Here is a 22409-nt window from a genome sequence, read left to right on the forward strand (position 1 = left end):
CCTCACCCAACGCTGGCGCACCCTGCAACACATCACCGCCAGCCCACGCAAAATCACCGCCATCGTCCAAGCCGCCCTCACCCTCACCCACCACGAACACGGCCGAATCCACTGAGATCACCTCAATGGAAATCGGACCTTCGATTTCCATTGAAATTGCGGACCGACGGTGGACGGATTACGCCGAATGCGCACGGTCACTTGATCATCCGTGGTTAGCCTCGGCCTTGACCTACCGGTCCAACGAGGAGAACTAGTGCTCAAACGCCCGTTACTCGGCGCAGCATCGGTCGCGCTCGCGCTGTCCCTCGCGCAGGGTGTGAACACCGCGCTGGCCGAACCTGCCGCTCTCGCTTGGGAACCATGCGGAGACCTGCAGGGGGAGTGCACCACCGTCGAGGTGCCGATCGACTGGAACAACCCCCAGGGCGCGAAGACCGATATCGCGATCGGCCGGTTGCCGGCGACCGATCCGCAGAACCGGATCGGCGTGCTGTTCGTCGCCCCGGGTGGGCCGGGGGCCTCCGGGATCGACTTCTACGTCGAGGGCAAGGACCCGCTGCAGGACGGTGAGCTGCGCAAGCGGTTCGACATCGTCAGCTGGGACCAGCGTGGCGTGAAGCGCAGCAGCGAGATCCGTTGCAGCGCCGAGCTGTTCGCGCAGAAGCCGACCAGCTTCCCCGCGAGCGAGCAGGAATACCAGGATCTCCGCGCCTACAACGAGAAACTGGGCGAGGACTGCCGGAACAACTCGGGCCCGGTGTTCGACTTCGTCGACACCACCAGCGTGGTTCGCGACCTCGATGCGATCCGCGCGGCGCTCGGTGAGGAGCAGCTGAGCTTCTACGGCGCGTCTTATGGGACGCAGGTAGGGCAGCAGTACGCGGAGCTGTTCCCGGAGCGCGTCCGGGCGATGACGATCGACTCGAACATGGACCACAGCATGGAGTCGGGCGGCCGCTACATCGAGACGACCACAGAGGACCAGGAAGGCGCGTTCAACGAGTTCGCCGACTGGTGCGCGCGTACGAAGAACTGCCCGCTGTACGGCCAGGACGTCCGCGCGGTGTGGGACGACCTGCACGCCAAGGCCGAGGCGGGCACGTTGATCGACCCGGCGACCGGAAAGCCGCTCAACGCAGATTCCCTGCGCCGCGAGCTCAAGGCCGCGATGTACGCGCCGGAGGAGCGGTGGTATCCGCTGGTCGACCGGCTGAAGGCGCTGTCGGAGGGCAAGCCGGGCATCGCCGCGCAGGCCGCCAGGGACGAGCTGGCGCAGAACTCGTACCAGGCGATCTGGTGCGATGACTGGAGCTGGAAGGTCCGCGACTTCGCGGAGTTGCAGAGCTACCGGGAGCAGGCGGAGAAGGTCGCGCCGCACACGAAGATCTCGCCGTTCTGGAGCGACGTGACCTCGTGCCTGGGCTGGCCGGGCGAGGTCAGCAACCCGCAGCACGAGCTGTCCATCGACGGCGCGCCGCCGATCCTGATCGTCAAAGCCCGCTACGACGTGGCGACCCCGAACGCGTGGAACCTGACGGTGGCGGACCAGATCGACAACTCGGTGCTGCTGAACTACGACGGTATCGGCCACGGCCAGTACTACCACAGCCCGTGCGTGAACCAGCACATCGAGAGCTACCTGACGACGCTGGAAACCCCGGCACCGGGCACGACGTGCGAAGCGGTCTGGCCGACGGAGCCCGGAGCACCGTCCGCGACCCCGGCAACCCGCCCGACCTGACCGTCGCCGGGTGAGGGGCGCGCCCTCAGCCGAGTAGCGTGGTCGAGGGCATCTCACGCCCGTCGGGGGCAACCAGAGCGGGAGGTTTCGTTGATTCAGTTGCCTCGGGCGTTGCTGTGGGATCACAACGCGCACTACCACCCGTGGTTGTTGCGGCAGGTGCCGCAGCGGTGTTCGCGGGTGCTCGACGTCGGATGCGGGACCGGCGCATTGGTCCGGCAGCTCGTCGAGCGCGTGGAGTTCGTTGACGGCGTGGACGTTTCGGCGGAGATGATCGATCAGGCCTCGGCCAGGACATCCGCGACGAACGTGCGGTGGCTGCGCGGAGACGTGCTGGATGCCGACCTGGACCTGCATCCCGAGGGCTACGACGCGGTGACGGCCCTGTCGAGCCTGCACCACATGCCGCTGCGCCCCGGCCTTGCCCGGCTCGCCTCGCTGCTCCGTCCCGGCGGAGTGCTCGCCGTCATCGGTCTCTACCGGGAGGAATCCGCGGCCGACTTTGCCATGGCGGCGGCCAGTTTCTCCGCGAACGCCGCCGTCGGCACCTACCTGGCCACGCGCGGCCGAGCGGGCAAACCGCACGACGAAGGCATGCCGGTCCGGGACGCGAGTGCGACCTTGACCGAAATCAGCGATGCAGCAAGGGAAGTCCTCCCCGGAGCCCAAGTGCGCCGCCGCCTTTTCTGGCGTCATTCCCTGCTGTGGCGCAAGCCTGCGTGAGCGTCGTGAGTGCGAAGACCGGTTCCTACCGGATTTAGCACTCACGACCGCTGCTGGCGTGCGCGGGCGGTGTCCAGGTAGCCGGCGATGACCTCGCGCGTCCGATTCAGGCAGGCGAGCTTGTCGTCGACACACTCCAGCTCGTCGGCCAGCGTGGCGAGCAGCTCCGGATCGGGCGCGAACTCGGGTTCCGCGCCGCAGGCGTGCGGCAGCAGCTCGCGGATCACCTCCGTCGACATGCCGGTCGACAGCAGCGTGCGGATCTGAGCGACCCTTTCCGCGGCGTCGTGCGGGTACTCGCGATAGCCGTTGGCTCCGCGCGCGGCGTGCAGCAGACCGCGCTCTTCGTAGTAGCGCAGGAGCCTCGGTTTCACCCCGGTCAGCCGGGCGAGCTCGCCGATCCGCACGTGACCCCCACCACAATCGCAGAACCTTCACATCGATGGGAAATTCTATGTTCGGCGCATGTCGGACACATCGAACCCCGAGCTGGACCACTTCGTCCGCGGCCGAGGCCCGGGCCTGCTGCTCGCGCACGGCGCGGGCAGTGACATCCAGGACAGCTTCGGCCCGCTGATCGAACGGCTCGCCGAGGAGCACACGGTTGTCGCACCGGACTTCCCGGGCTCGGGCAACACGCCCCGCGCGCGAACGCCGCTGACCGTCGACGGCCTGGCCGATGCACTGGTGCGCAGCGCGGACCGCGCCGGTCTCAGCACCTTCGCAGTTCTCGGCTTTTCCACCGGCTCGCCAGTGGCTGTTCGCATCGCCTCCCGGTATCCGGACCGCGTGCGAGCCCTCGTGCTCTCGGCGGGCTTCGCCTATCCGAATCCCCAGCTGCGGCTCGCGGTGCGGATCTGGCGCGAGCTCGGGAGGGTCGCCGACCAGCGGACGTTGGCGTCGTACCTGGCGATGGTGGTGTTCGGCCGGTGCTGGCTGGACGAGCGCACCGAGTATGAGATCGCGGAGCTGGTGGCGGAGTTCGCCGAGAACCTGCCGCCGGGCATGGACGACCACCTGGACCTGCTGGAACGAATCGACGTCCGCGCGGACCTGGCGGAGATCAGCGCCCCGACGCTGGTGATCTCGGCGGCGGAGGACAAGCTGATCTCGGCGGCGAACGCCCGCGAACTCCAGGCAGGCATCGCCGGAGCCCAAGCCGCCGAGCTCCCGTGCGGCCACGCGATGGCGGCGGAAAGCCCAGCGGAGTGGGCGACGGCGATCACGGACTTCCTCCGGGAACACCCCAGGTGAAGGGCGCCGCGCCTGGTGGTCAGGTGCGGAGGTTTCCAATTTTAGGCAAAATTGGAAGTCACTTGTGGTGCCGCAGCGCTGAGAGGAAACCGGCCCACTGGTCCCGGGTGAAGGTGAGGGTTCCACCGGCGCGGTCCTTGGTGTCGCGGACCCCGACCACACCCGGCGTCACGGCGACCTCAACGCATGAGGCGTTGCTTGCGCTGTAGCTGGACTTGCGCCATGCCTTCGGGGACGAGCTCATGCACGCCACCTTAATGTGGCATCACAACGATCTGAAGATGCTCCGGATGAGTTGGAGGGAGTCTTCGCGGCTCAGCGCTGCCTTCTCTGCCTCGGCGTGGGCGAGTGCGTACTCCCGGACCGTCAACGAATCTGTGATCAGATTCGTTGACGTCACAGTCTCTTGCCAGAGCAGTGTGGGCAGCCTTCCGCTCGGAAACGTCATGATGTGGAAAGCGGATCCGCCCATTGCGTGATGCCCGGTCGCTTCGAAGGGCACGACAAGAACTTCCAGGCTGTCTGGTAGCTCGTCCACCAGGTCGGCGAGGTGCTCAAGCTGCGCTTTGAGGACTGCTGCTCCACCTACCTGCTGTCGGAGCACGGCTTCGCTCATGACTGCGGTGATGCGAAGCGGGTCTTCACCGCGTAGTCGGCGTTGCCGAGTGAGTCGGGCTTTGATTCTCCGTTCCGCTTCGGCCAAACGGACGTTGGGGCTGCCTGACTCGATCACGGCTCGCGCGTAATCCTCGGTCTGCAGCAAGCCGTTCATCAGGCCGCTGTCGTAGGTGTGCAGGCTTTCGGCTCCGTGCTCGTATCCGAAGAACCGGAGCAGCTCATCGTTGAAGATCGCCGAGTAGCTGTTCCACCACCCTCGTTGACTGGCGTCGTCTCGAAGCGCCCGAAGCTCATCGGCTTCCTCCTCGCTGAACTCGTACGAGTCGATCACAGCGTTCATACGGTCCGACGACAGGTTCTTCTTGCCCTTCTCGACCTCGGACAAATACGCGCCGGTGATCCCAATGTGCTTGGCTGCGGCGATTCCGCTCAGGCCTGCCTCCTCGCGTTTCTCCTTCAGCCGCAGGCCCAAAGCCCAGTTGGCGACTGTTGGTGAGCTCGGTGCCATCGGGTCCTCCGCCGGTTTCGACTACACGTCCGAGTGGACGAGCTGGCTAATTAGCAAACAAGTCTCTACCTTGATCTCAGGCGGTAACGATAGCAACACGCGCTGTTACTGCTCGACGGTGGCTCCGGTCTCGACCCCTCCCCCGACCCCCGGGCCGGGGTCACCGTCTCTCCGACAACGGTTGGGAGGCAACGTGTTCGAGCTGTTCCAGCGGCGGGGCTTGGTCGCCTACTGGCGTCCTTTCGACGGAATCCGGCACGGCCTGTACCCGGACCAGCCGCCGCAGCCTGGTCAATGCCGGGAAACCCTGTGCGGGATGACCTTGACCGTCGGCACGCCCACCGAGGTCGAATGGCTCGCACCCACCTGCGAATCCTGCTGGAACGAGGCGCGATCCCGTCGCGATGCGCAAGCCCGCGAGGAGGATGCGTCGTGATCCTCCTGAACCTGATCCAGTATCCGATCGGATACCTCGCGGTCCTCGGAGTTTTCGCCGCCGTGGCGGGAGTTCTCGCGGTGATGCCGATTCGCGGCGGAACCGGCCAGCACGCCGGTGCCGGACCGGGAGCGGTGATGGTCTGGCAGCTCACCGAGGCTCTGGAGGCCGAGCGCTCCGCAGCAGTTTCAATTGAAACTGCGGACGATCCGGCGCCCGAGGAGGAGATCCGGTGGCCGGAGGAGCCGGTGGCGGAGTACGTCGGCCGCCACCGGCTCTGGTGGGACATCGACGAGCACCCCCAGTTGCCCGTCGACGTCCGGCTGGGATGTCCACCCCGCAGGGTGGTTTGGGACGCGTGGCCCGGTGAGCGGGCCTGCGAGCTTCCTCGTGTTCTCGGATCCTCCTGACTGGAACGCCCGCCCGCGGTTGCCGTCGGGCGGGCAAGTCGCGTTGACGGCAGGGCGGAGGACTGTCATGGAAATCAGTGGGACGACGCTGGACGAGCTGGCACGGATCGGTGATCCCAAAGCGGAGCAGGTGGTCTCGGAACTGGTCGAGAAGGGGCAACTGGAGGAGGTCAACCGCGTCCTGAGCCAGTGGCACTCCTACGACCAGGACATCCCGGTTGGACTGCCGCGCGGCCTGCACGACTTCCTGCAGGAAGCCAGGGTGGCTCCGGAGTGGGCCGACCAGGAGCGGCTGACCCGGGTGCACGAGTTCTTCGAGGATGACGGCATCCACATCGGCACCGTCCTGGCGCTCGGCTCGATGGCGATGGCCTACGCGGTCCCGCTCGGCGCGAAGATGATGAGCCTCACCCATCGCCTGCGCTACCCCGAGCGCCGGATGGCGAACACCGCCCAGTTCGTCTTCGACCTGATGCAGCCGGACCCGTTCGGCCCGAACAGCCGGTTCGTGGTCAGCGCGGTAAAGGTCCGGCTCATCCACGCGACCGTCCGACACCACCTCCGCGCCACCGGGAGCTGGGACGAGGACCGGCACGGTGTTCCCGCTTCCCAGGAGCACCTGCTGATCGTGTGGCTGGCGCTGTCCGTGCAGGTGCTGGACTTCCTGGAGCGGCTCCGGATCAGGGTTACCGCGCAGGAGGCCGAGGATTACATGCACACCTGGCGTGTCGCGGGCACCTTCCTCGGCATCCCGGCCGCCGCGATGCCGTCGACCGCGAGCGAGGCGCGCCAGTTGTTCGCCACCGCGCTGGCGCGCAGTGCGGGACCGTCGGAAGAAGGCGCGGAACTCACCGGGCACCTGATCGACCTCTACTCCGGGGTGCTGCCGGGGAAGGTCTTCGACGGTGTCGTCCCCGCACTGCTGCGCAGGCTGATCGGCAAGGACGTGGCCAACTTGCTCAAGGTTCCGCACTCGCCGCTGTGGCAGGTCGTCGTCCGAGTCTACGTGGCCGTGCTCGGGGGACTGGAGCGGATCGAAGACCGTTCCCGGCTGGGCAAGTGGTGGCTCGACAGGCTCGGCAAGGCCCAGTACGCGCTGGAACTGCGCATCCTGACCAGGGGCAAGAGCAAGCCGCTCGCACTGCCTACCCAGCTCGCCGGCTACAACGAAGAGATCACCGTGCCGACGCCGCGTAGCGCGGAGAAGCTTGAGCACGCGGGTGATGTGGAGATCGTGCCGCTCCTGGCCGTCGACAGGCAGATGGCGCAGGGCGCAGAAGCGCGCCAGGCCGAGGCGGCGGGCGTGCCCCAGGAGAGCCACCAATCCCAGTTCCCACCGCCGCGTGGGTGACCGCAATCTCTCGAGAAATCACGGCCCGAACCGCACAACGGCTGCTGGCCCTCGCTGCCACCATCTGGCACAACTGGGCCGGAACCGCCCCGGCCGAACGCTCCCTGATCGCCTGCGAGCACTGAAGACCAAGGAATCAACCATCTAGTGCCGGAACGGGCCGCTGATCTCGTAGGTGTAGCCGTCGGAGAACTCGCCGGACGGGCCGTACTGCGAGGAGAAGTACATCCGGTCGCCGGCCGGGTTGAACGCCGGGCCGGTCAGGCTGGAGGAATCCTGGCCGGTCATCCGCAGCATCGGGGCCACCACGTCGTCCGGGGTGATGATGCAGATCTCCAGGTTGTCGCCGTCTTCGGCGACGTAGAGGTCGCCGAAGGAGCTGCCGGTGAGGTTGTCGACGGCGCCCAGGCTGCCGTCGCCGTCGTAGGCGAGACCGAAGGTGTCGTCGGCGACGTTGAACTGCCACACCCGGCTGTCGCCCGTGGTGGTGAACCAGCACCTGTCGGCGGCGTAGTAGCAGCCCTCGCCGCCGTCGAAGTGCTTCGCGTCGGCGACCTGTTCGCGCGTCGGGGTGTCACCTTCGGCGGGCGTCGGCTCCGGAACCTCCACCCACGACGCCTTGCCCGACGTTCCATCCCCGGCGACCAGGACCTCCAGCAGCCCGCCCGCGCCCAGATCGCCCCAGTTGTTCGGGCGGAACCGGTAGAAGCAGCCGTCCGGCTCGTCCTCGGTCAGGTAGATCACCTTCCGGACCGGGTCGCACGCCGCGGCCTCGTGGTTGAAGCTGCCCATCGCGTCCCGCCGCACCGCCGTCTTGACGCCCCAGGGGTCGGTCTCGAACACGTACCCGTAGCTGACCTCTTCGCAGGAGAGCCAGGTGTTCCAAGGGGTTGCGCCGCCCGAGCAGTTACGCCGCGTGTCCTCGAGGATGCGGTAGGCGTCGACAATGCCGCCGCCGGAGTCGAACTTGATGGCCCCGACGCCGCCACCCGGCTCGACTTCGGAGTTGGACACGTAGATCCACCCGTCGCCGTCGGCGAAGCAAGCGCCGCCGTCGGGCGCGTCGTGCCAGGTGTAGGAAGTGCCCTCCACCTTGTCGCTGGAGTGCGCGATGACGCGGCTGGTGAACCCTTCGGGCAGTTCGAGTCCGTTGCCATCGGCCGGAAGCAGTGGCCCATAAGGGCTTTCGGCGAGCCGCCGGATCGGCCCGCCCACGGCGGCCCCGGTCCACAGCCCGCCGGTGAAGGCCGCAACACCGCCACCGATCACGGCAGCACGGAGAAAAGAACGACGCCGCACAACGACTCCCTTCAACGACCCGTCGGCGGCGGATCCCCATCGTGTCGGAACCGATCGGGCGCCAACTACCGCCGTTCGGGGGCGAATCCGCGACCTTCTGGCTCACCTGCCGGTCATCCCGCCGAACCGCGGGATGACCGGCGCAGGCCCGGGTCCGTGAGTGGTTTGGGGTGCTATGGCGCCCCAAACCACTCACGGGCACCTAGTGGCGGAACGGGCCGGTGATCTCGTAGGTGATGCCGCCGGAGGAGGAACCGGACGTGCCGCGCTGCGAGGAGAAGTACAGCCGGTCGCCGGCCGGGTTGAACGCCGGTCCACACAGCTCGGATTCGTCCTGGCCGTTCACCCGGACCACCGGCGCCACCACGTCGTCGGGCGTGATGATGCAGATCTCCATGTTGTCGCCGTCCTCGGCCACGTAGAGATCGCCGAACGAAGTGCCGGTCACGTTGTCGACCCCGCCGAGTTCGCCGCCGCCGTCGTAGGCGAGTTCGAAGGTGTCGTCGGCGGCGTTGAACTGCCAGACCTGGTTCTCGCCCTTGGCGGTGAACCAGCACTTGTCGGAGGCGTAGTAGCAGCCCTCGCTGCCGTCGAAGTGCTTCGCGTCGGAGACCTGCTCGCGGGTCGGGGTGTCGCCGTCGTCGGGCGTCGGTGTGGGAACCTCCGCCCAGGTGGCCTTGCCCGAGGTCTCCGGCCCGGCGACCAGCACCTCCAGCAGCCCACCGGCGCCGAGGTCACCCCAGTTGTTCGGGCGGAACCGGTAGAAGCAGCCGTCCGGCTCGTCCTCGGTCAGGTAGATCACCTTGCGCACCGGGTCGCAGGCCGCGGCCTCGTGGTTGAACTTGCCCATCGCGTCCCGCCGCACCGCGTTCTTCGCGCCCCAGGGGTCGGTCTCGAACACGTACCCGTAGCCGACTTCCTCGCAGGAGAGCCAGGTGTTCCAAGGTGTCGTCCCACCGGCGCAGTTGCGCCGTGTGTCGTCCAGGATGCGGTAGGCGTCGGCGATGCCGCCGCCGGAGTCGAACCGGACCGCGCCGACGCCGCCGCCCGGCTCGATCTCGGAGTTGGACACGTAGATCCACCCGTCGCCGTCGACGAAGCAGGCCCCGCCGTCGGGCGCGTCGTGCCAGGTGTAGGACGTGCCTTCGACGCTCTCACCGGACCGCGCGATGATGCGGCTGGTGAATCCTTCGGGCAGTTCGATCCCGTTGTCATCGGCCGGAAGCAACGGCCCGTAAGGGCTCTCGGCCACCCGGCGGATCGGCCCGCCCACGGCGGCCCCGGTCCACAACCCGCCGGAGAAGGCGGCAACACCGCCACCGATCACGGCAGCCCGGAGAAAAGAACGACGCCGCACAACGACTCCCTTCAGTCCGTCGGCGGCGGATCCCCATCCTGGCGGAACCGACCGGGCGCCAACTACCGCCGTTCGGCCCCACCGGGCCTGGTCCGGCAACTCCGCGCACGGCCCTCGTTCGAGTGACGCCCGGCAGTGTCTTGAGGCTTCCCCAACGGGGTAATCCCTGGTCGGCAGCCAGATGGAATTCGCGCGTCTTCCACTCGGAGGTGGTCAACGATGAAGGCAGTCGTGTACCAGGAGCCCTTCTCGGTCGCGATCAACGAGGTGGACCGGCCGACGATCCAGCACCCCAACGACGTGATCGTGCGGATCACCTCGACCGCGATCTGCGGCTCCGACCTGCACATGTACGAGGGCCGGACGGCCGCCGAACCGGGCATCGTGTTCGGGCACGAGAACATGGGCATCATCGAGGAGACCGGCTCCGGTGTGGCCAGCCTGAACCGCGGTGACCGGGTCGTGATGCCGTTCAACGTCGCCTGCGGGTTCTGCAAGAACTGCATGGCGGGCAACACCGGCTTCTGCCTGACCGTCAACCCCGGCTTCGCCGGCGGCGCCTACGGCTACGTCGCGATGGGGCCGTACACCGGCGGGCAGGCCGAGTACCTGAGGGTGCCGTTCGCCGACTTCAACTGCCTGAAGCTGCCGGCCGACGGCAGCCACGAGGCCGACTTCGTGCTGCTGGCCGACATCTTCCCGACCGGCTACCACGGCTGCGAGCTCGCGCAGGTCTCGCCGGGCGAGAGCGTCGTCGTGTACGGGGCGGGACCGGTCGGGCTGATGGCCGCCTACTCGGCGCTGCTGCGCGGTGCTGCGCGGGTGTTCTCCGTCGACCGGGTGCCGGAGCGGCTGGCCAAGGCGGAGGAGATCGGGGCGACCCCGATTGACTTCTCCGCGGGCGACCCGGTTGAGATGATCAAGGAGCACACCGACGGCGAGGGCACCGACAAGGGTGTCGACGCGGTCGGCTACCAGGCGCAGGTGGGCGACGGCTCGAAGGAGGAGCCGGCCATCGTGCTGAACTCGCTGATCGAGACGGTGCGCCCGACCGGACGGCTCGGCGTGCCCGGCCTGTACGTGCCGGCCGATCCCGGTGGGCCCAACGAGGAGGCGAAGAAGGGGATGCTGCTCGTCTCGGTCGGCCGGATGTTCGAGAAGGGCCAGGTCATCGGGACCGGGCAGTGCAACGTGAAGCGCTACAACCGGCAGCTGCGCGACATGATCATCGCGGGCCGGGCCAAGCCCAGCTTCGTCGTCTCGCACGAGCTGTCCCTCACGGAGGCCCCGGACGCCTACCGCAAGTTCGACCAGCGGATCGAGGGATACACCAAGGTCGTCCTGCACCCGTGAGCCTCTCGTGAGCGGCTGTGGTCGCCATGACGACCACAGCCGCTCACGACACGGAGCCGCAGATGCCGGTGCGCAGCATGTCGAAGGCGCACTCGGCGGCTGCGACGGCCTCCGGGTGGAGCTCGTCGGGGGAGCGGCCGCCGGCGACCTGGCGGACGTTCTCCTCGGCGAGCACTCGGAGCGCCGTGACAATTTGGTGCGCCGCGATGCGGGTCGCGATGCCCGCGGGCGCGCCGGCTTCGACGAGCGCGTCCGCCAGCGCATCGGCCCTCCTTTCGGCGAAGCCGAGCAAGCGGGCCGACAGGCTGGGCGTGCCGTCGATCAATCGGTGGAGGCCCTGGACTTCCGGGCTGTCGTTCAGGCCGGTGATCGGATCGCGCGCGGCGAGCGCCGCCAGGTAGTGCCGCCGCAGCGCGGCGAGCGGGTCTTCGCCCGCCGCCCGGTCCCGTACCACGGCTGCCGCTTCGCCCTCGTGGTCGGCGATGCGGTGCAGCACTAGGTCTTCCTTGGCCGGGAAGTACTTGAACAGGGTCGGTTTCGACACCTCGGCCCGCGCGGCGACGTCGGCGCAGGACACCGCGTCGAAACCGGATTCGAGGAACATCGCGATCGCCGCGTCCGCGATCGCCGTGCGGGTCCGCTGCTTCTTCCGTTCCCGGAGTCCGGCTCGTTCTGCCACGTCAACGAGGCTAGCACGGGCTCTAACTCGGTTAATTTGCTAACCGGGTTAAGCTTTCTGCTCCGGAACCGATTGGAGCAACGCGAATGCGCATCGGCGTAGCCCTGCCCACCGACCACATCTCGCTTTCCGGCGAAGCGAACTCCGTGGACGCCCTCATCGACCAGGTGAAAGAGCTCGCCGCCGCGGGGCTGGCGTCGGCCTGGTTCACCCAGCGGTTCGACCACGACGCGATCACGGTGGCCGCGCTCGCCGCGCGTGAAGTCCCGGGCATCGACGTCGGCACCGCGGTCGTGCCGATCTACCCGCGGCACCCGATCGCCCTCTCGATGCAGGCCCAGGCGGCGCAGGCCGCCGGGCACGGGCGCTTCACGCTCGGAGTCGGGTTGTCGATCAAATCGTTCGTCGAGCAGACCTACGGGATCGCCCCGCATCCCAGGGTTCGCCACCTGCGCGAATACCTCACGGCGTTGCGCGAGTTGCTCGAATCGGGCTCGGTGGACCTGAGCGGGGAAACGCTGGTCGCGAGGACGACGCTCCCCGCGAGCGTGCCCGGAGCCCGGCCGCGAGTGCCGGTGCTGGTGGCGGCGGCCGGTGATCTGACCCTGCGCGCCGCGGCCGAACTCGCCGATGGCGCGCTGCCGATCCTGTCCGGGCCGCGGACGCTGGCCGAGTACACCGTCCCCACCATTCGCCGCTACGCCGAAGTCGCCGGGCGGCCGGAGCCCAGGATCGCTGTGATCGTCTCCGGCGTGGTGACCTCCGACGTGGCGGGCGCCCGGACTAGCGCCGAGGCGAACATGGCCTACTACGGGACCATTCCGTCCTACCGCGCGGCGCTGGACCGCGAGGGGATCGACAACCCCGCCGACCTGGTCGCGATCGGGGACGAGGAGTCGATCGCGAAGCAGGTGGCCGAGTACTTCGAGGCGGGCGCGACCGAGCTCATCTACACCCAGACCACGATCGGTTCCGCGGCCGACGAGCGCCGGACCTGGAAACTCCTCGGCGAGCTGGCCGCAAACCACGCTACGAGCTGACGACGAGTGTGCAGTTTCAATTGAGCGTTTTTCATCCTGGTCGGCCCGCAGTCGCGGGTCGCAAAGCTGCACGTCGATGGGGTGTCGCATGCGCCGCGGGCGCATAGCCCACGTACGACACGTGCGCCGCCGCGGGTTCTCAGGGGCTTCCTGGCGAGGACGGCCCCTCCGCCGTGTATTGGACATACATAAGGAGGGGCACCCACAGTCCAGGGAGCGTCTGAGGTTCCGCTACCCGCACCGCCACGCAAATCGAGGTTGGAAAAACCTCATTGAAACTGCACACCCGCGCGGCGTTCAGCGGTCGAGGATGGTGCGGAGCGCCTTCTCCAGGTCGGCGGCGGTGCCGGGACCCCGGCTGCGCCAGGCGATGAAGCGGTCCGGGCGGACCAGCACCGCCCCGTCCGCGCCGACCCCGTACGGCCCGGTCCAGTCGCCGGTCATCTCGCCGCCGATCAGCCGCGGTTCCAGCCGGACCCCCAGCGCGGTGGCGACCTCCTCGGCGGCCCCGGCCCACGATTCCGATCCGGTCAGCAGCACGAAACCCCGGCCGAACAGGTCTATCGTGGACACCTCTCCGTCCGGAGTGGACAATCGGACGTGCGGGGCGCGCGAGCCCGGGCGGCCCGTCGGGCGGGTCGCGTTCTCCAGGAGCTCGCCCTCGTCGCCGGGTTCCCGGACGACCGCGCCATTGTGCCGGTACCCGAACAGCAGCACGGCCGGATCCTCGATCGGCGGCGCGTCGTCTTCCCGGGCCAGGTCGGGCCGGTTGCGCACGATGGCGTTCCGGAACTGGTTCTCCGCGACCAGCTCGCCCACCGGCCGCCGCTCCGCGTCGTGGCTGTCGAGCAGTCCCGGCCCGGCCTCGCCGCGGAGCACCGCCGCGAGCTTCCACGCCAGGTAGAAGCCGTCCATCACGGCGGTGTTGCCGCCCATCCCGCCGTGCGGCGGCATGGTGTGCGCGGCGTCGCCGACCAGGTGCACCCGGCCGGCGCTGAACCGGTCGGCCACCTGCATGGTCGTCACCGTGCTGTCCGTCGCCAGGATCTCGACGTCGAGCTCGGGCACGCCGGTGGCCAGCCGGATCTGCGCCAGGCTGCGCTCCTCGGTGAAGTCCGCCGGCTCCTCGTGCGCCGGGTCGTAGCCGACGCCGACCACGAACTGGTCCGGGTGATCGGTGCTGACCACCACGCCGTTGCCGCCGGAGAGCTCCGGGTTCTGCAGGTAGTACATGACCAGGCGGTCGCCGACGACGGCCGACAGGTCGGCGCGGACCAGCCAGTGGATCGAGTGCCCGAGGGCGCCCCGGCCGTGGGTGCCGATGCCGAGCCGCTCGCGGATCGGGCTGCGGTGGCCATCGGCGGCGACCAGGTAGTCGGCGTGCACCTCGCGGGTTCCGGTGGCGTCCGCGAGCACCGCGCGGACGCCGTTCTCGTCCTGCTCGAAGGAATCCAGCCGGGTGGAGAAGCGGATCTCGGCGCCCAGTTCGCGGGCGCGCTCGGCCAGGATGCGCTCCGCGCTCGCCTGGCTGGCGTCGGCCGACCCCGCCGGCGTCAGGTGGTCGAGTGACAGGAAGGTGTCGTGCAGGATCTCGCGGAACACCGGGCCACTCGCGCTTTGCGCTATGCGCAGCAGGAATCCCTGGCTCTTGGGCGACGCGTCGAGCATGGCGGCTTCGAGGCCGACGAGGCGGAGCGCCTCCATCGCGTGGTTCTGCTGACCTCGCGCCTTCGGGTGGGTGGAGGTGCCCGGGTGGCGCTCCACCACCAGCGACGGCGTGCCGTGCAGGCCCAGGAAAACGGCGGTCGACAGGCCGGACAGCCCGGCGCCGACGATCAGGACTGGAGTTCGTTCGGACATCGGTGACCCCTCTTGCGAACGGTGTTCGTAACTTGCGAACGATGTTCTACTCGCGAACAGTGTTCGCGTCAAGTACGGTGTTCGAAGCACCGATCGAGAAAGTGGTGAACGATGTCCCTGCCGGTTCCGCCCTGGCAGCAGCGCGCCGTGCGCGACCGGGCGGCGAAACGGCCGCTGAGCCTGGAGCTGATCGTGCGCACCGCGCTCGAGCTGCTCGACAGCGAAGGCCTGGACGCCGTGAGCATGCGGAAGGTCGCGCAGCGGCTCGGCACCGGCGCGGCCTCGCTCTACGCCTACGTCCGCAACAAGGACGAGCTGCACGAGCTGATGCTCGACCTCGTGATCGGCGAGATCCGGGTGCCGGAGCTCGACCCGGAGAAGTGGCAGGAGACGCTCAAGGACCTGATCCGCCAGCAGGTCGAGGTGCTCACGGCGCACCCGGGCATCGCGCAGGTCGTGATGCGCACCCCGGCGCCGGCCGGGCCGAACGCGCTGATCGTCTCCGAGGCGATGATGGCCATCCTCCGCTCGGCCGGATTCTCCGACCGCGTGGTGGCGTTCTCCGTCGACACCCTCGCCCTGTTCGCCACGGCGGTCGCCATGGAGCGCAGCGCGGACTTCGGACTCAGCGACGCGGAGCGCGGCGAGCGGATGGAGATGATCGGGCGGTACTTCGCGGAGCTCCCGGCGGACCGGTTCCCGACGATCGTCGCCCTCCTCCCGGCGCTGATGTCCGGCGACGAGGACGAGCGCTTCGAGTTCGGCCTCGACATCCTCATCCGAGGCATCGCCGCCCACGCCGCCGACTCGGTTTGACGCAATTTCAATGGAAATCGAACCTCTGATTTCCATTGAAATCGAAGAAGTTGTCCACATCCCCCGGTGTGTCGGGTCACGACGCACCGGCGACTGTGGACACCCCGCAAGTTCCATTGAAATCGAACCTTCGATTTCAATGGAACTTGCGGGTGTGACGGAAGGCTGACGCCCGGTTGTGGCCGTGCGACCGGCGACACGTTGTTGAGCAGCGGCAACGTGCTTCGCGATGCGGGCGGTTACTGTTGTCGGTCATGGACGTTCGGGTCGTGGACCACCCCCTCGTGAAGGCAAGGCTGTCCACAATGCGCGATGCGCGCACCAACAGCGCCGCGTTCCGCGCCGCGCTGCAAGAGCTCACGCTGATGCTCATCTACGAGGCGACGCGGGACGCCGAGGTCGCGGTGGAGCCGATCCACACCCCGGTGGCGCGCACCAACGGCTACCGGCTGGCGAACCCGCCGCTGCTGGTGCCGGTGCTGCGAGCCGGTCTCGGCATGGCCGACCAGGCGCACCGGCTGATCCCGGAGGCGCAGATGGGCTTCGTCGGCCTGGCCAGGGACGAGGAGACGCTGCAGCCCACGCCGTACCTGGAGTCGCTGCCCGCCGACCTGTCCGACCGCCCGGTGCTGGTGCTGGACCCGATGCTGGCCACCGGCGGCTCGATGGTGCACACGATCAGCCTGCTGACCGACCGCGGCGCCAGCGATGTCACGGCGATCTGCACGCTGGCCGCCCCGGAGGGCGTGCGCCGGCTGGAGGAGTCCGGCCTGCCAGTCCGGGTGGTGACCGCGAGCGTGGACGAGCGCCTCAACGAGTCGGGATTCATCGTCCCCGGTCTCGGCGACGCGGGGGACCGCGAATACGGCGCGGTGTAGTCCTACTGGAGCCGGACGCCTCCCGAATTCCCCTGGAATTGCAACGATCTTCGCCGGGTCGCGGCGGGGAAATTCCCGATTTTGCCTGAAATCGAGATTCCCGCCGCGGCCCGGTTCGTCGTCTTGACTACCGGTTCTACCTGGACATAAGCGGGGTGCGAGGGCGCCTTGGTGACGCCTCGGGCTCCTGCGTGATCCGCCCGCAGCAGCGTTATTGGGCCGAACAGGCGCTACCTGGTCTAGACCTGCCCCGAATATGGTCTATACCACATTGAGCGATCCCCCCGATGACGCAGGAGTCGCCATGTCCGTTCGACGACGCAGCTTCCCGTTCCGGCTGCCGGTGCTGCTCGCCTCGATCCTCGCCCTGGGGCTGCCCGCGCTGGCCGCCCCGGCCGGGGCCTCCGACACCCCGGCCGACCCCCAACCCCAGGCCGCCGCCCGCAAGGTCGGCTACTTCACCCAGTGGTCGATCTACGACCGCAACTACTTCGTCAAGAACCTCGACACCTCCGGCGCCGCCGGTCAGCTGACCCACCTCAACTACGCCTTCGGCAACCTCGACGCCGGCGGCAAGTGCTTCCAGGTCAACCAGGCCGGCGAAGGCGACGCCTGGGCCGACTACCAGCGCCGCTTCACCGCCGAGCAGACCGTCAACGGCACGGCCGACGCCTACGACCAGCCGCTGGCGGGCAACCTCAACCAGCTCAAGCAGCTCAAGGCGAAGTACCCCGGGCTGAAGGTCTACATCTCCTTCGGCGGCTGGACCTGGTCGAAGAACTTCCACGCGGCCGCGGCGACCCCCGAATCCCGCGCCGCGCACGTCAAGTCCTGCATCGACATGTGGATCCGCGGCAACCTGCCGAAGATCGGCGAGCCGCAGGGCGGGGACGGCGTCGCCGCGGGCATCTTCGACGGCGTCGACCTCGACTGGGAGTGGCCCGCCTCCGAGGGCGGCCCCGGCAACGTCGTCGACCCGGCCGACAAGCAGAACTACACCGCGCTGCTGCAGGAATGGCGCACCCAGCTCGACGCCGCCGGCCAGGAGCTCGGCAAGACCTACGACATCAGCGCGTTCCTGCCCGCCGACCCGAAGAAGATCGAGGCCGGCTACGAGGTGCCGAAGGTCTTCGACCTGCTCACCTTCGGCACGATCCAGGGCTACGACCTGCACGGCGCCTACGAGCCGACGACGAACCACCAGTCGGCGATCTACAGCCCGGAGGGCGACCCGTCGCCGGAGAAGTGGAGCATCGACCAGACGATCAACGCCTGGCGCACCGCCGGGGCGCCGAACGACAAGATGGTGCTCGGCGTGCCGTTCTACGGCCGCGGCTGGACCGGCGTGCAGAACCAGAACAACGGCCTGTTCCAGACCTCGACCGGCCCCGCCCCGGCCAAGTACGAGGCCGGCATCGAGGACTACAAGCTGCTCAAGGCCAAGGCCGGTACGTTCGCCCTGCACCGCGACGAGAAGGCCGGTCACGCCTGGATCTACGACGGAACCACGTTCTGGACCTTCGACGACGCGACCGAGATCACCCGCAAGGTCGAGTACCTCAAGCAGCAGGGCCTCGGCGGCGCGATGGTGTGGTCGATGGACGGCGACACGCCTGAAGGCGAGCTGATGACCGCCATCCACAAGGCCCTCGGCTGAGGGGTTCCCCGAAGCAGTCGTGGGTGGTCATGGCCGCCAGTCAAGGCCGCGCACGACGCGCTGGCCCCGAGGAAACTCCCCCCGTCGCTCGGGGTCAGCGCCTCCAACCCGCAAAACCGTTGCGCAGCGCCCGCTCATAGCGGGCGCTGCCTTCGTCTTCGACCGGTGCCGAACCGCTCAGCTCCAGCGAGACGAGGCCGTGCACCAGCGCCCACGCGGCGAAGACGACCTCCGCGGGATCGGCGTCGATCAGCTCCCCGGCCTCGATGCCCTTGGCGATCGCCTCCCGCAGCGGCTCGATGCTGCGCAGCGCCTGCTCCCACGCCTGCTCGTCGGGCGTGAAGTCGGGCACCGCGTGCCCGAACATGATCGAGTAGAAGTGCCGGTTGGCCAGTGCGCTGTCCCGGTAGGCGTGGCCCAGCGCGGTCAGGTCCTGCGCCGCATCGCCGGTGCGCGACACCCGCTCCATCCGAGCGCACAGCCGCTGGAAGCCCTCCACGTACAGCTCGCGGACCAGCCCCGGTTTGCCGCCGAACAGCGAGTACACCGCGGTGGTCGAGGTGCCCACGTCCGCGGCGAGACGCCGCAGGCTCAGCCCTTCCGGGCCGTGCGCGGACAGCAGCTCGCCGGCCCGGTCCAGCAGGCGGGTGCGCAGGGTTTCGTCGTGCGCTCGCGGTCTCGCCATTGACCGAAAGTAGCGCCTTCCTCGGGTGGTATCAGCGCGATACCATCTACCGCATGGCCATGACCTTGCGTCTGACCGACGAAGAGAACCGGCGGCTCGCCGAGCTGGCGGCGGTCGAGGGGCGGTCCAAGCAGGAGGTCGTGCGCAGTGCGCTGGCCGAACGCTGGGCGCGCCAGCAGAAGGAACAGCAGCTGGACGACGTGATGCAGCGCGTTCTGCCGCGATACCGGGGATTGTTGGACAAGCTCGGCCCTTCATGATCGACTATTGAGCGGTGACCGTATATCTCGACACGTCCGATCTGCTCCTGCTGGCGACCGCTGTTTCCGACGGCGACCTGCTGGTGCGGGACAGCGGATTGCTTGACGCGGCGGCGTACCGACCGCGCGCGGAGGTCCTCGGCGTGCCGGCGTACGAGACCCTGTGGCTGAAGTCGGCGGCGCTGCTGGATTCGATCGTGCGCACCCGGCCGCTGGTCGGCGGCAACTGGCGGCTGGCCTGGGTGGCCGCGGTGGCGATGTGCGACGTGAACGGCTGGTGGGTGGAGGCCGACGACGACGAGGCGCTGGTGCTGGTCCGCGAGGTCGGCCGCGACCAGCGGGAGCTCCCCGAGGTGGCGGATCACCTGGAGCGCTGGGCCAAGCCCAAGATCTGACCCGCAAACCTTTGGTGTGCGGCGAGATTCGCGGCGGCGGGCCCGGAACGGCGATGGCCCGCCCGGGAGTCCGGGCGGGCCATCGCGCTCAATTCGTTCGGTATTCGGCCGAGATCGTTGTTCCGGCACTTGCTCGCGGTGGTCGGCCGACCACGCGGGAGCGCCGCTACCAGGCCCTAGCCGACGGCTCCGCTCTCGAGCTTCCTCATGGCAATCGGTGCGCCTGCCAGGTCCTCTTCGTTGCAGAGCAATTTGAGGTCGTAGTAGGGCGAACCTTCGCGATCGTCGTAGTCCAGGTGGACTGCGATGACATCGATGGGTTCACCCAGCCAGTTCTGGGCCTCGCGAAGCCATTGGGCGGACCGCTCCAGGGCGGCTGGTAGGTCGTCGTCGCGGAACTCGACAGGTCGGTACGGAACGCCCTGAACCTGATCCTGCGGACCGGGGGGCTGTGGGAGATCCACGGAGACGCCGGAGTCGTCGAGTTCGAGTCGGATCGCTTCCTCACTCACTGTCGCAGGGTAACCCCTCCGGCGGTCCAAATGCTGCCGGAGGGCCTGCTCAGTTCCTCCGGATCGGGCTGCTGAGCTGGTCGGACCGGTCGGCCGATTACCATGCGCAAGGTGCGGGGCGCCCTGGGCATCGCACGTTGATGAGGGAAGGCGGGCTTTGCCCAGGGCGCCCAGCTGCCGTCAAGGGGCGCGCCCCGACGACACGATCAGGTTACTCCGGTCGTGTCGACCAAGATCAACTGGGGTTGGTCGCGGGCACGTCGTTTTCGCGCGAAACCGGCACCTCCCACGCGTGGCGCGTGCCGTTTTCGCGCGAAAACGCTGCTCGGCCACCCCGGGCTGGGTGTCACCCTCCGCAATGGGTGGGTACGCCGTTCAGGGCATCAGCCCGGCCGCGACGGTCGCCCCGAGTTCCCAGCACGCCTCCAGTGCGTCCTTGTCCGGCTGGCCGAGCACGGTGACCGGTTCCGCGACCTGCTGCCACGACAGGCCGGTCGTGATCGACCGGATCGCGCGCAGCGCGCCCTCCACGCCCTCGTTGCCGTGCACGTAGCAGCCGTACGGCCGGCCGATCGTCGAATCCAGGCACGGGTAGTAGATCGTGTCGAAGAAGTGCTTGAGCGCGCCGCTGATGTAGCCGAGGTTCGCCGGCGTGCCGAGCAGGTAACCGTCGGCTTCCAGGACGTCGCTGGCCGTGGCGCTCAACGCCGGTCGCCGTACCACTTCGACGCCCTCGATCTCGTCGGTCGTGGCGCCGGCGACGACCTTCTCGAACATCGCCTGCATGCCCGGCGACGGCGTGTGGTGCACGATCAGCAGCCTCGGCATCGTCAGTACTCCCGCACCAGGTCGGAAACCGCCTGCTTCAGCGCGTCGAGCCGGTCCGCGGCTCGCTGCTTCGCCGCCGCCAGCGGGAGTTCGCCGGCGTGCTCGACGACCTGCAGGTAGCACTTGAGCTTGGGTTCGGTGCCGGACGGGCGGATGACGACCCGGAGCCCGCCCGCGCCGGTGATCACCAGTGCATCGGTGTCCGGCAACAGGTCCTCGACGTCCACAGTGGTCGTCGCGAGGCCGGCCGGCGGCCGCTCGCGGAGCCGCCGCATGATGCGCGGGATCACGCCCAGGTCCGTGACGCGCACGGAAACCTGGCCGGTCTGGTGTACGCCGTGCTTCGCGGACAGCGCGTCGAGCAGCTCCGGCAGGCCGCTCCCGGACGCCTTCAGGGTGGCGGCCAGGTCGCTGCCCAGGACGGCGGTGGAGATGCCGTCCTTGTCGCGCACGGCATCCGGGTCGACGCAGTGCCCGAGCGCCTCCTCGTAGGCGTAGACCAGGCCGGTTCCGGCGCCGTCACCGGCGCGCACGAGCCACTTGAAGCCGGTCAGCGTCTCGTCGTAGCGGACGCCGAACTCGGCAGCGATCGAGCGCAGCATGGTCGCGGACACGATCGTCGTCGCCACCAGCGGATCGGCCGATCTATCCACAGTGGACAAGATGTGCTGGGCGAGCAGGACGCCGGTCTCGTCGCCGCGCAGCATCCGCCAGGCGGCGTCCTCCCGGACGCCGAGCGCGCACCGGTCGGCGTCCGGGTCGAGCGCGATCGCCAGGTCCGCGCCGATCTCGGCGGCCAGCGCCAGCAGCTCGTCGGTCGCCCCCGGTTCCTCCGGGTTCGGGAAGCCGACGGTGGGGAAGTCCGGATCCGGTTTCTCCTGGGACGCAACGAGATGCACGTCGTCGAAACCGGCGCGATGCAGCGCCTGCCGCAGGGTCTGCGCGCCGACGCCGTGCAACGCGGTCGCCGCGATCCGCAGCGTTCGCGCGTCGCCGCGCGGCAGCGTCGCAACCCGCGCGAGGTAGTCGTCCAGGGCGGAGTCGTGGATCGACCAGCTTTCCTTGCGCGGCACCGCGTTCGCCGCCGGAGTCGCGGCGATCGCCGCCTCGATCTCGGTGTCGACGGGGCTCACCAGGTGGATGCCGCCCCGCAGGTACAGCTTGTACCCGTTGTCCTGAGGCGGATTGTGCGAAGCGGTGATCTGGATGCCCGCGACGGCGTCCAGCGCGCGTGCGGCGTGCGCCAGCACCGGCGTCGGCAGCGGCTCGGGCAGCATCCGCACGTCGAAACCGGCGGCCGCCAGTACCCCGGCGGCGTCGGTGGCGAACTCCTCCGAGCCGTGCCGCGCATCGCGACCGACCATGACGACACCGCCGCCGTGACCGCGCTCGGTCAACCAGGCCGCCACACCGGCGGTCGTGCGCACGACCACGGCGCGGTTCATCCCGTTCGAGCCCGCGCGCACCGCCGCGCGCAGGCCGGCGGTGCCGAACTGCGGCATGCCGGACATCCGGTCCGCGAGCTCCGGGTCGTCGGCATCGAGCAGCAGCTGCAGCTCGGTTCGGGTCCGAGGGTCCACGTCGCCGGCGATCCACTGCCGGGCGGCCTCGCGCGGCTGCGCGTCGAGCGTCACTTCGCCTCCTGAGCTCCGTCGCGTCGTGAGTGGTTTTGGTCGCTGCAGCAACCAAAAACACTCACGACCACAATCATCACGCCGACTTCAGCACCTGGCCACGCGCGAGGCA

The 22409-nt window shown here is 68.7% G+C and carries 24 protein-coding genes and 1 pseudogene; 14 read left to right on the forward strand and 11 right to left on the reverse strand.

Annotated features, from left to right (window positions below):
- The first annotated feature begins 256 nt into the window (after positions 1–256).
- On the forward strand, positions 257–1744 hold the full coding sequence (locus E1288_RS14390) for an alpha/beta hydrolase (RefSeq protein WP_165968116.1): 1488 nt from the start codon (positions 257–259) through the stop codon (positions 1742–1744).
- Positions 1745–1903: 159 nt separating this feature from the next.
- The gene (locus E1288_RS14395; RefSeq protein ID WP_268951834.1) at positions 1904–2467 is read left to right on the forward strand and encodes a class I SAM-dependent methyltransferase; all 564 of its coding nucleotides are present in this window, start codon (positions 1904–1906) and stop codon (positions 2465–2467) included.
- A gap of 41 nt (positions 2468–2508) precedes the next feature.
- On the opposite strand, the gene E1288_RS14400 is transcribed toward E1288_RS14395, so the two are convergent.
- Entirely contained in the window at positions 2509–2874 is a 366-nt protein-coding gene (locus tag E1288_RS14400) for a MerR family transcriptional regulator (RefSeq protein ID WP_132485201.1), read from the reverse strand.
- Positions 2875–2932: 58 nt separating this feature from the next.
- Here E1288_RS14400 and E1288_RS14405 point away from each other — a divergent pair, with 58 nt between their 5' ends.
- Entirely contained in the window at positions 2933–3721 is a 789-nt protein-coding gene (locus E1288_RS14405; protein ID WP_132485203.1) for an alpha/beta fold hydrolase, read from the forward strand.
- 58 nt (positions 3722–3779) lie between these two features.
- Here E1288_RS14405 and E1288_RS14410 read toward each other — a convergent pair whose 3' ends face one another.
- Positions 3780–3965 carry a DUF397 domain-containing protein gene (locus E1288_RS14410; protein ID WP_132485205.1) on the reverse strand — a complete coding sequence of 62 codons (186 nt, stop codon included), beginning with the start codon at positions 3963–3965 and terminating at the stop codon, positions 3780–3782.
- Between the two features lie 21 nt (positions 3966–3986).
- The gene (locus E1288_RS14415) at positions 3987–4847 is read right to left on the reverse strand and encodes a helix-turn-helix domain-containing protein (RefSeq protein WP_132485207.1); all 861 of its coding nucleotides are present in this window, start codon (positions 4845–4847) and stop codon (positions 3987–3989) included.
- A gap of 193 nt (positions 4848–5040) precedes the next feature.
- On the opposite strand from E1288_RS14415, the gene E1288_RS46930 reads away from it, so the two are divergent.
- From E1288_RS46930 to E1288_RS48745, 4 genes and pseudogenes are all read left to right on the forward strand, one after another.
- Complete coding sequence (locus E1288_RS46930; protein ID WP_165968117.1) at positions 5041–5283, forward strand: zinc finger protein; 243 nt, start codon at positions 5041–5043, stop codon at positions 5281–5283.
- A complete protein-coding gene (locus E1288_RS14425) occupies positions 5280–5693 on the forward strand; it encodes a hypothetical protein (protein WP_132485211.1) in 414 nt (137 codons plus the stop codon). The genes E1288_RS46930 and E1288_RS14425 overlap by 4 nt, the downstream gene beginning before the upstream one ends.
- Positions 5694–5760: 67 nt before the next feature.
- Positions 5761–7044, forward strand: a complete 1284-nt coding sequence (locus E1288_RS14430; protein ID WP_132485213.1) for an oxygenase MpaB family protein — start codon at positions 5761–5763, stop codon at positions 7042–7044.
- Positions 7045–7061: 17 nt separating this feature from the next.
- Positions 7062–7169: pseudogene (locus E1288_RS48745) on the forward strand (IS982 family transposase); the annotation flags it as partial.
- Between the two features lie 19 nt (positions 7170–7188).
- Here the strand turns inward: E1288_RS48745 and E1288_RS14435 are convergent.
- Entirely contained in the window at positions 7189–8343 is a 1155-nt protein-coding gene (locus E1288_RS14435) for an alkaline phosphatase PhoX (protein WP_132485215.1), read from the reverse strand.
- A 202-nt stretch (positions 8344–8545) separates the two neighbouring features.
- Complete coding sequence (locus tag E1288_RS14440; protein ID WP_132485217.1) at positions 8546–9700, reverse strand: alkaline phosphatase PhoX; 1155 nt, start codon at positions 9698–9700, stop codon at positions 8546–8548.
- Between the two features lie 219 nt (positions 9701–9919).
- On the opposite strand from E1288_RS14440, the gene E1288_RS14445 reads away from it, so the two are divergent.
- Positions 9920–11053: a glutathione-independent formaldehyde dehydrogenase gene (locus E1288_RS14445; RefSeq protein WP_132485219.1), complete on the forward strand. Its 1134-nt coding sequence runs from the start codon at positions 9920–9922 to the stop codon at positions 11051–11053.
- Between the two features lie 43 nt (positions 11054–11096).
- Here E1288_RS14445 and E1288_RS14450 read toward each other — a convergent pair whose 3' ends face one another.
- Positions 11097–11732, reverse strand: coding sequence for a TetR/AcrR family transcriptional regulator (locus E1288_RS14450; protein WP_132485221.1), 636 nt, complete (start codon positions 11730–11732; stop codon positions 11097–11099).
- Positions 11733–11818: 86 nt separating this feature from the next.
- On the opposite strand from E1288_RS14450, the gene E1288_RS14455 reads away from it, so the two are divergent.
- A complete protein-coding gene (locus E1288_RS14455; protein ID WP_132485223.1) occupies positions 11819–12772 on the forward strand; it encodes a TIGR03564 family F420-dependent LLM class oxidoreductase in 954 nt (317 codons plus the stop codon).
- Between the two features lie 297 nt (positions 12773–13069).
- Here the strand turns inward: E1288_RS14455 and E1288_RS14460 are convergent, their stop codons facing one another.
- Positions 13070–14632 (reverse strand): FAD-dependent monooxygenase, encoded by a 1563-nt coding sequence (locus tag E1288_RS14460; RefSeq protein ID WP_132485225.1) that lies wholly within the window; start codon positions 14630–14632, stop codon positions 13070–13072.
- 111 nt (positions 14633–14743) lie between these two features.
- Between E1288_RS14460 and E1288_RS14465 the strand changes: the two genes are divergently transcribed.
- The 3 genes from E1288_RS14465 (at position 14744) to E1288_RS14475 (ending at position 17983) form a co-directional block, all read left to right on the forward strand.
- Positions 14744–15448: a TetR/AcrR family transcriptional regulator gene (locus tag E1288_RS14465; RefSeq protein ID WP_132485227.1), complete on the forward strand. Its 705-nt coding sequence runs from the start codon at positions 14744–14746 to the stop codon at positions 15446–15448.
- A gap of 254 nt (positions 15449–15702) precedes the next feature.
- Positions 15703–16326 carry a uracil phosphoribosyltransferase gene (gene upp / locus E1288_RS14470; protein ID WP_132485229.1) on the forward strand — a complete coding sequence of 208 codons (624 nt, stop codon included), beginning with the start codon at positions 15703–15705 and terminating at the stop codon, positions 16324–16326.
- A gap of 304 nt (positions 16327–16630) precedes the next feature.
- Positions 16631–17983: a glycoside hydrolase family 18 protein gene (locus E1288_RS14475; protein ID WP_165968118.1), complete on the forward strand. Its 1353-nt coding sequence runs from the start codon at positions 16631–16633 to the stop codon at positions 17981–17983.
- A 94-nt stretch (positions 17984–18077) separates the two neighbouring features.
- Here E1288_RS14475 and E1288_RS14480 read toward each other — a convergent pair whose 3' ends face one another.
- Complete coding sequence (locus E1288_RS14480) at positions 18078–18668, reverse strand: TetR/AcrR family transcriptional regulator (RefSeq protein WP_132485231.1); 591 nt, start codon at positions 18666–18668, stop codon at positions 18078–18080.
- Between the two features lie 53 nt (positions 18669–18721).
- Between E1288_RS14480 and E1288_RS14485 the strand changes: the two genes are divergently transcribed.
- Positions 18722–18928, forward strand: a complete 207-nt coding sequence (locus E1288_RS14485; protein ID WP_132485233.1) for a type II toxin-antitoxin system VapB family antitoxin — start codon at positions 18722–18724, stop codon at positions 18926–18928.
- Between the two features lie 14 nt (positions 18929–18942).
- Complete coding sequence (locus E1288_RS14490; protein ID WP_132485235.1) at positions 18943–19323, forward strand: type II toxin-antitoxin system death-on-curing family toxin; 381 nt, start codon at positions 18943–18945, stop codon at positions 19321–19323.
- 176 nt (positions 19324–19499) lie between these two features.
- On the opposite strand, the gene E1288_RS14495 is transcribed toward E1288_RS14490, so the two are convergent.
- The 3 genes from E1288_RS14495 to E1288_RS14505 all read right to left on the reverse strand — a co-directional run bounded on the left by E1288_RS14495 (position 19500) and on the right by E1288_RS14505 (position 22297).
- On the reverse strand, positions 19500–19835 hold the full coding sequence (locus tag E1288_RS14495) for a hypothetical protein (protein ID WP_132485237.1): 336 nt from the start codon (positions 19833–19835) through the stop codon (positions 19500–19502).
- Between the two features lie 375 nt (positions 19836–20210).
- Positions 20211–20663: a flavodoxin family protein gene (locus E1288_RS14500; RefSeq protein WP_093266990.1), complete on the reverse strand. Its 453-nt coding sequence runs from the start codon at positions 20661–20663 to the stop codon at positions 20211–20213.
- Positions 20664–20665: 2 nt separating this feature from the next.
- Positions 20666–22297, reverse strand: a complete 1632-nt coding sequence (locus E1288_RS14505; RefSeq protein ID WP_132485239.1) for a phospho-sugar mutase — start codon at positions 22295–22297, stop codon at positions 20666–20668.
- Positions 22298–22409 lie beyond the last annotated feature (112 nt).

The organism is Saccharopolyspora elongata, from assembly GCF_004348985.1.
GTDB lineage: Bacteria > Actinomycetota > Actinomycetes > Mycobacteriales > Pseudonocardiaceae > Saccharopolyspora > Saccharopolyspora elongata.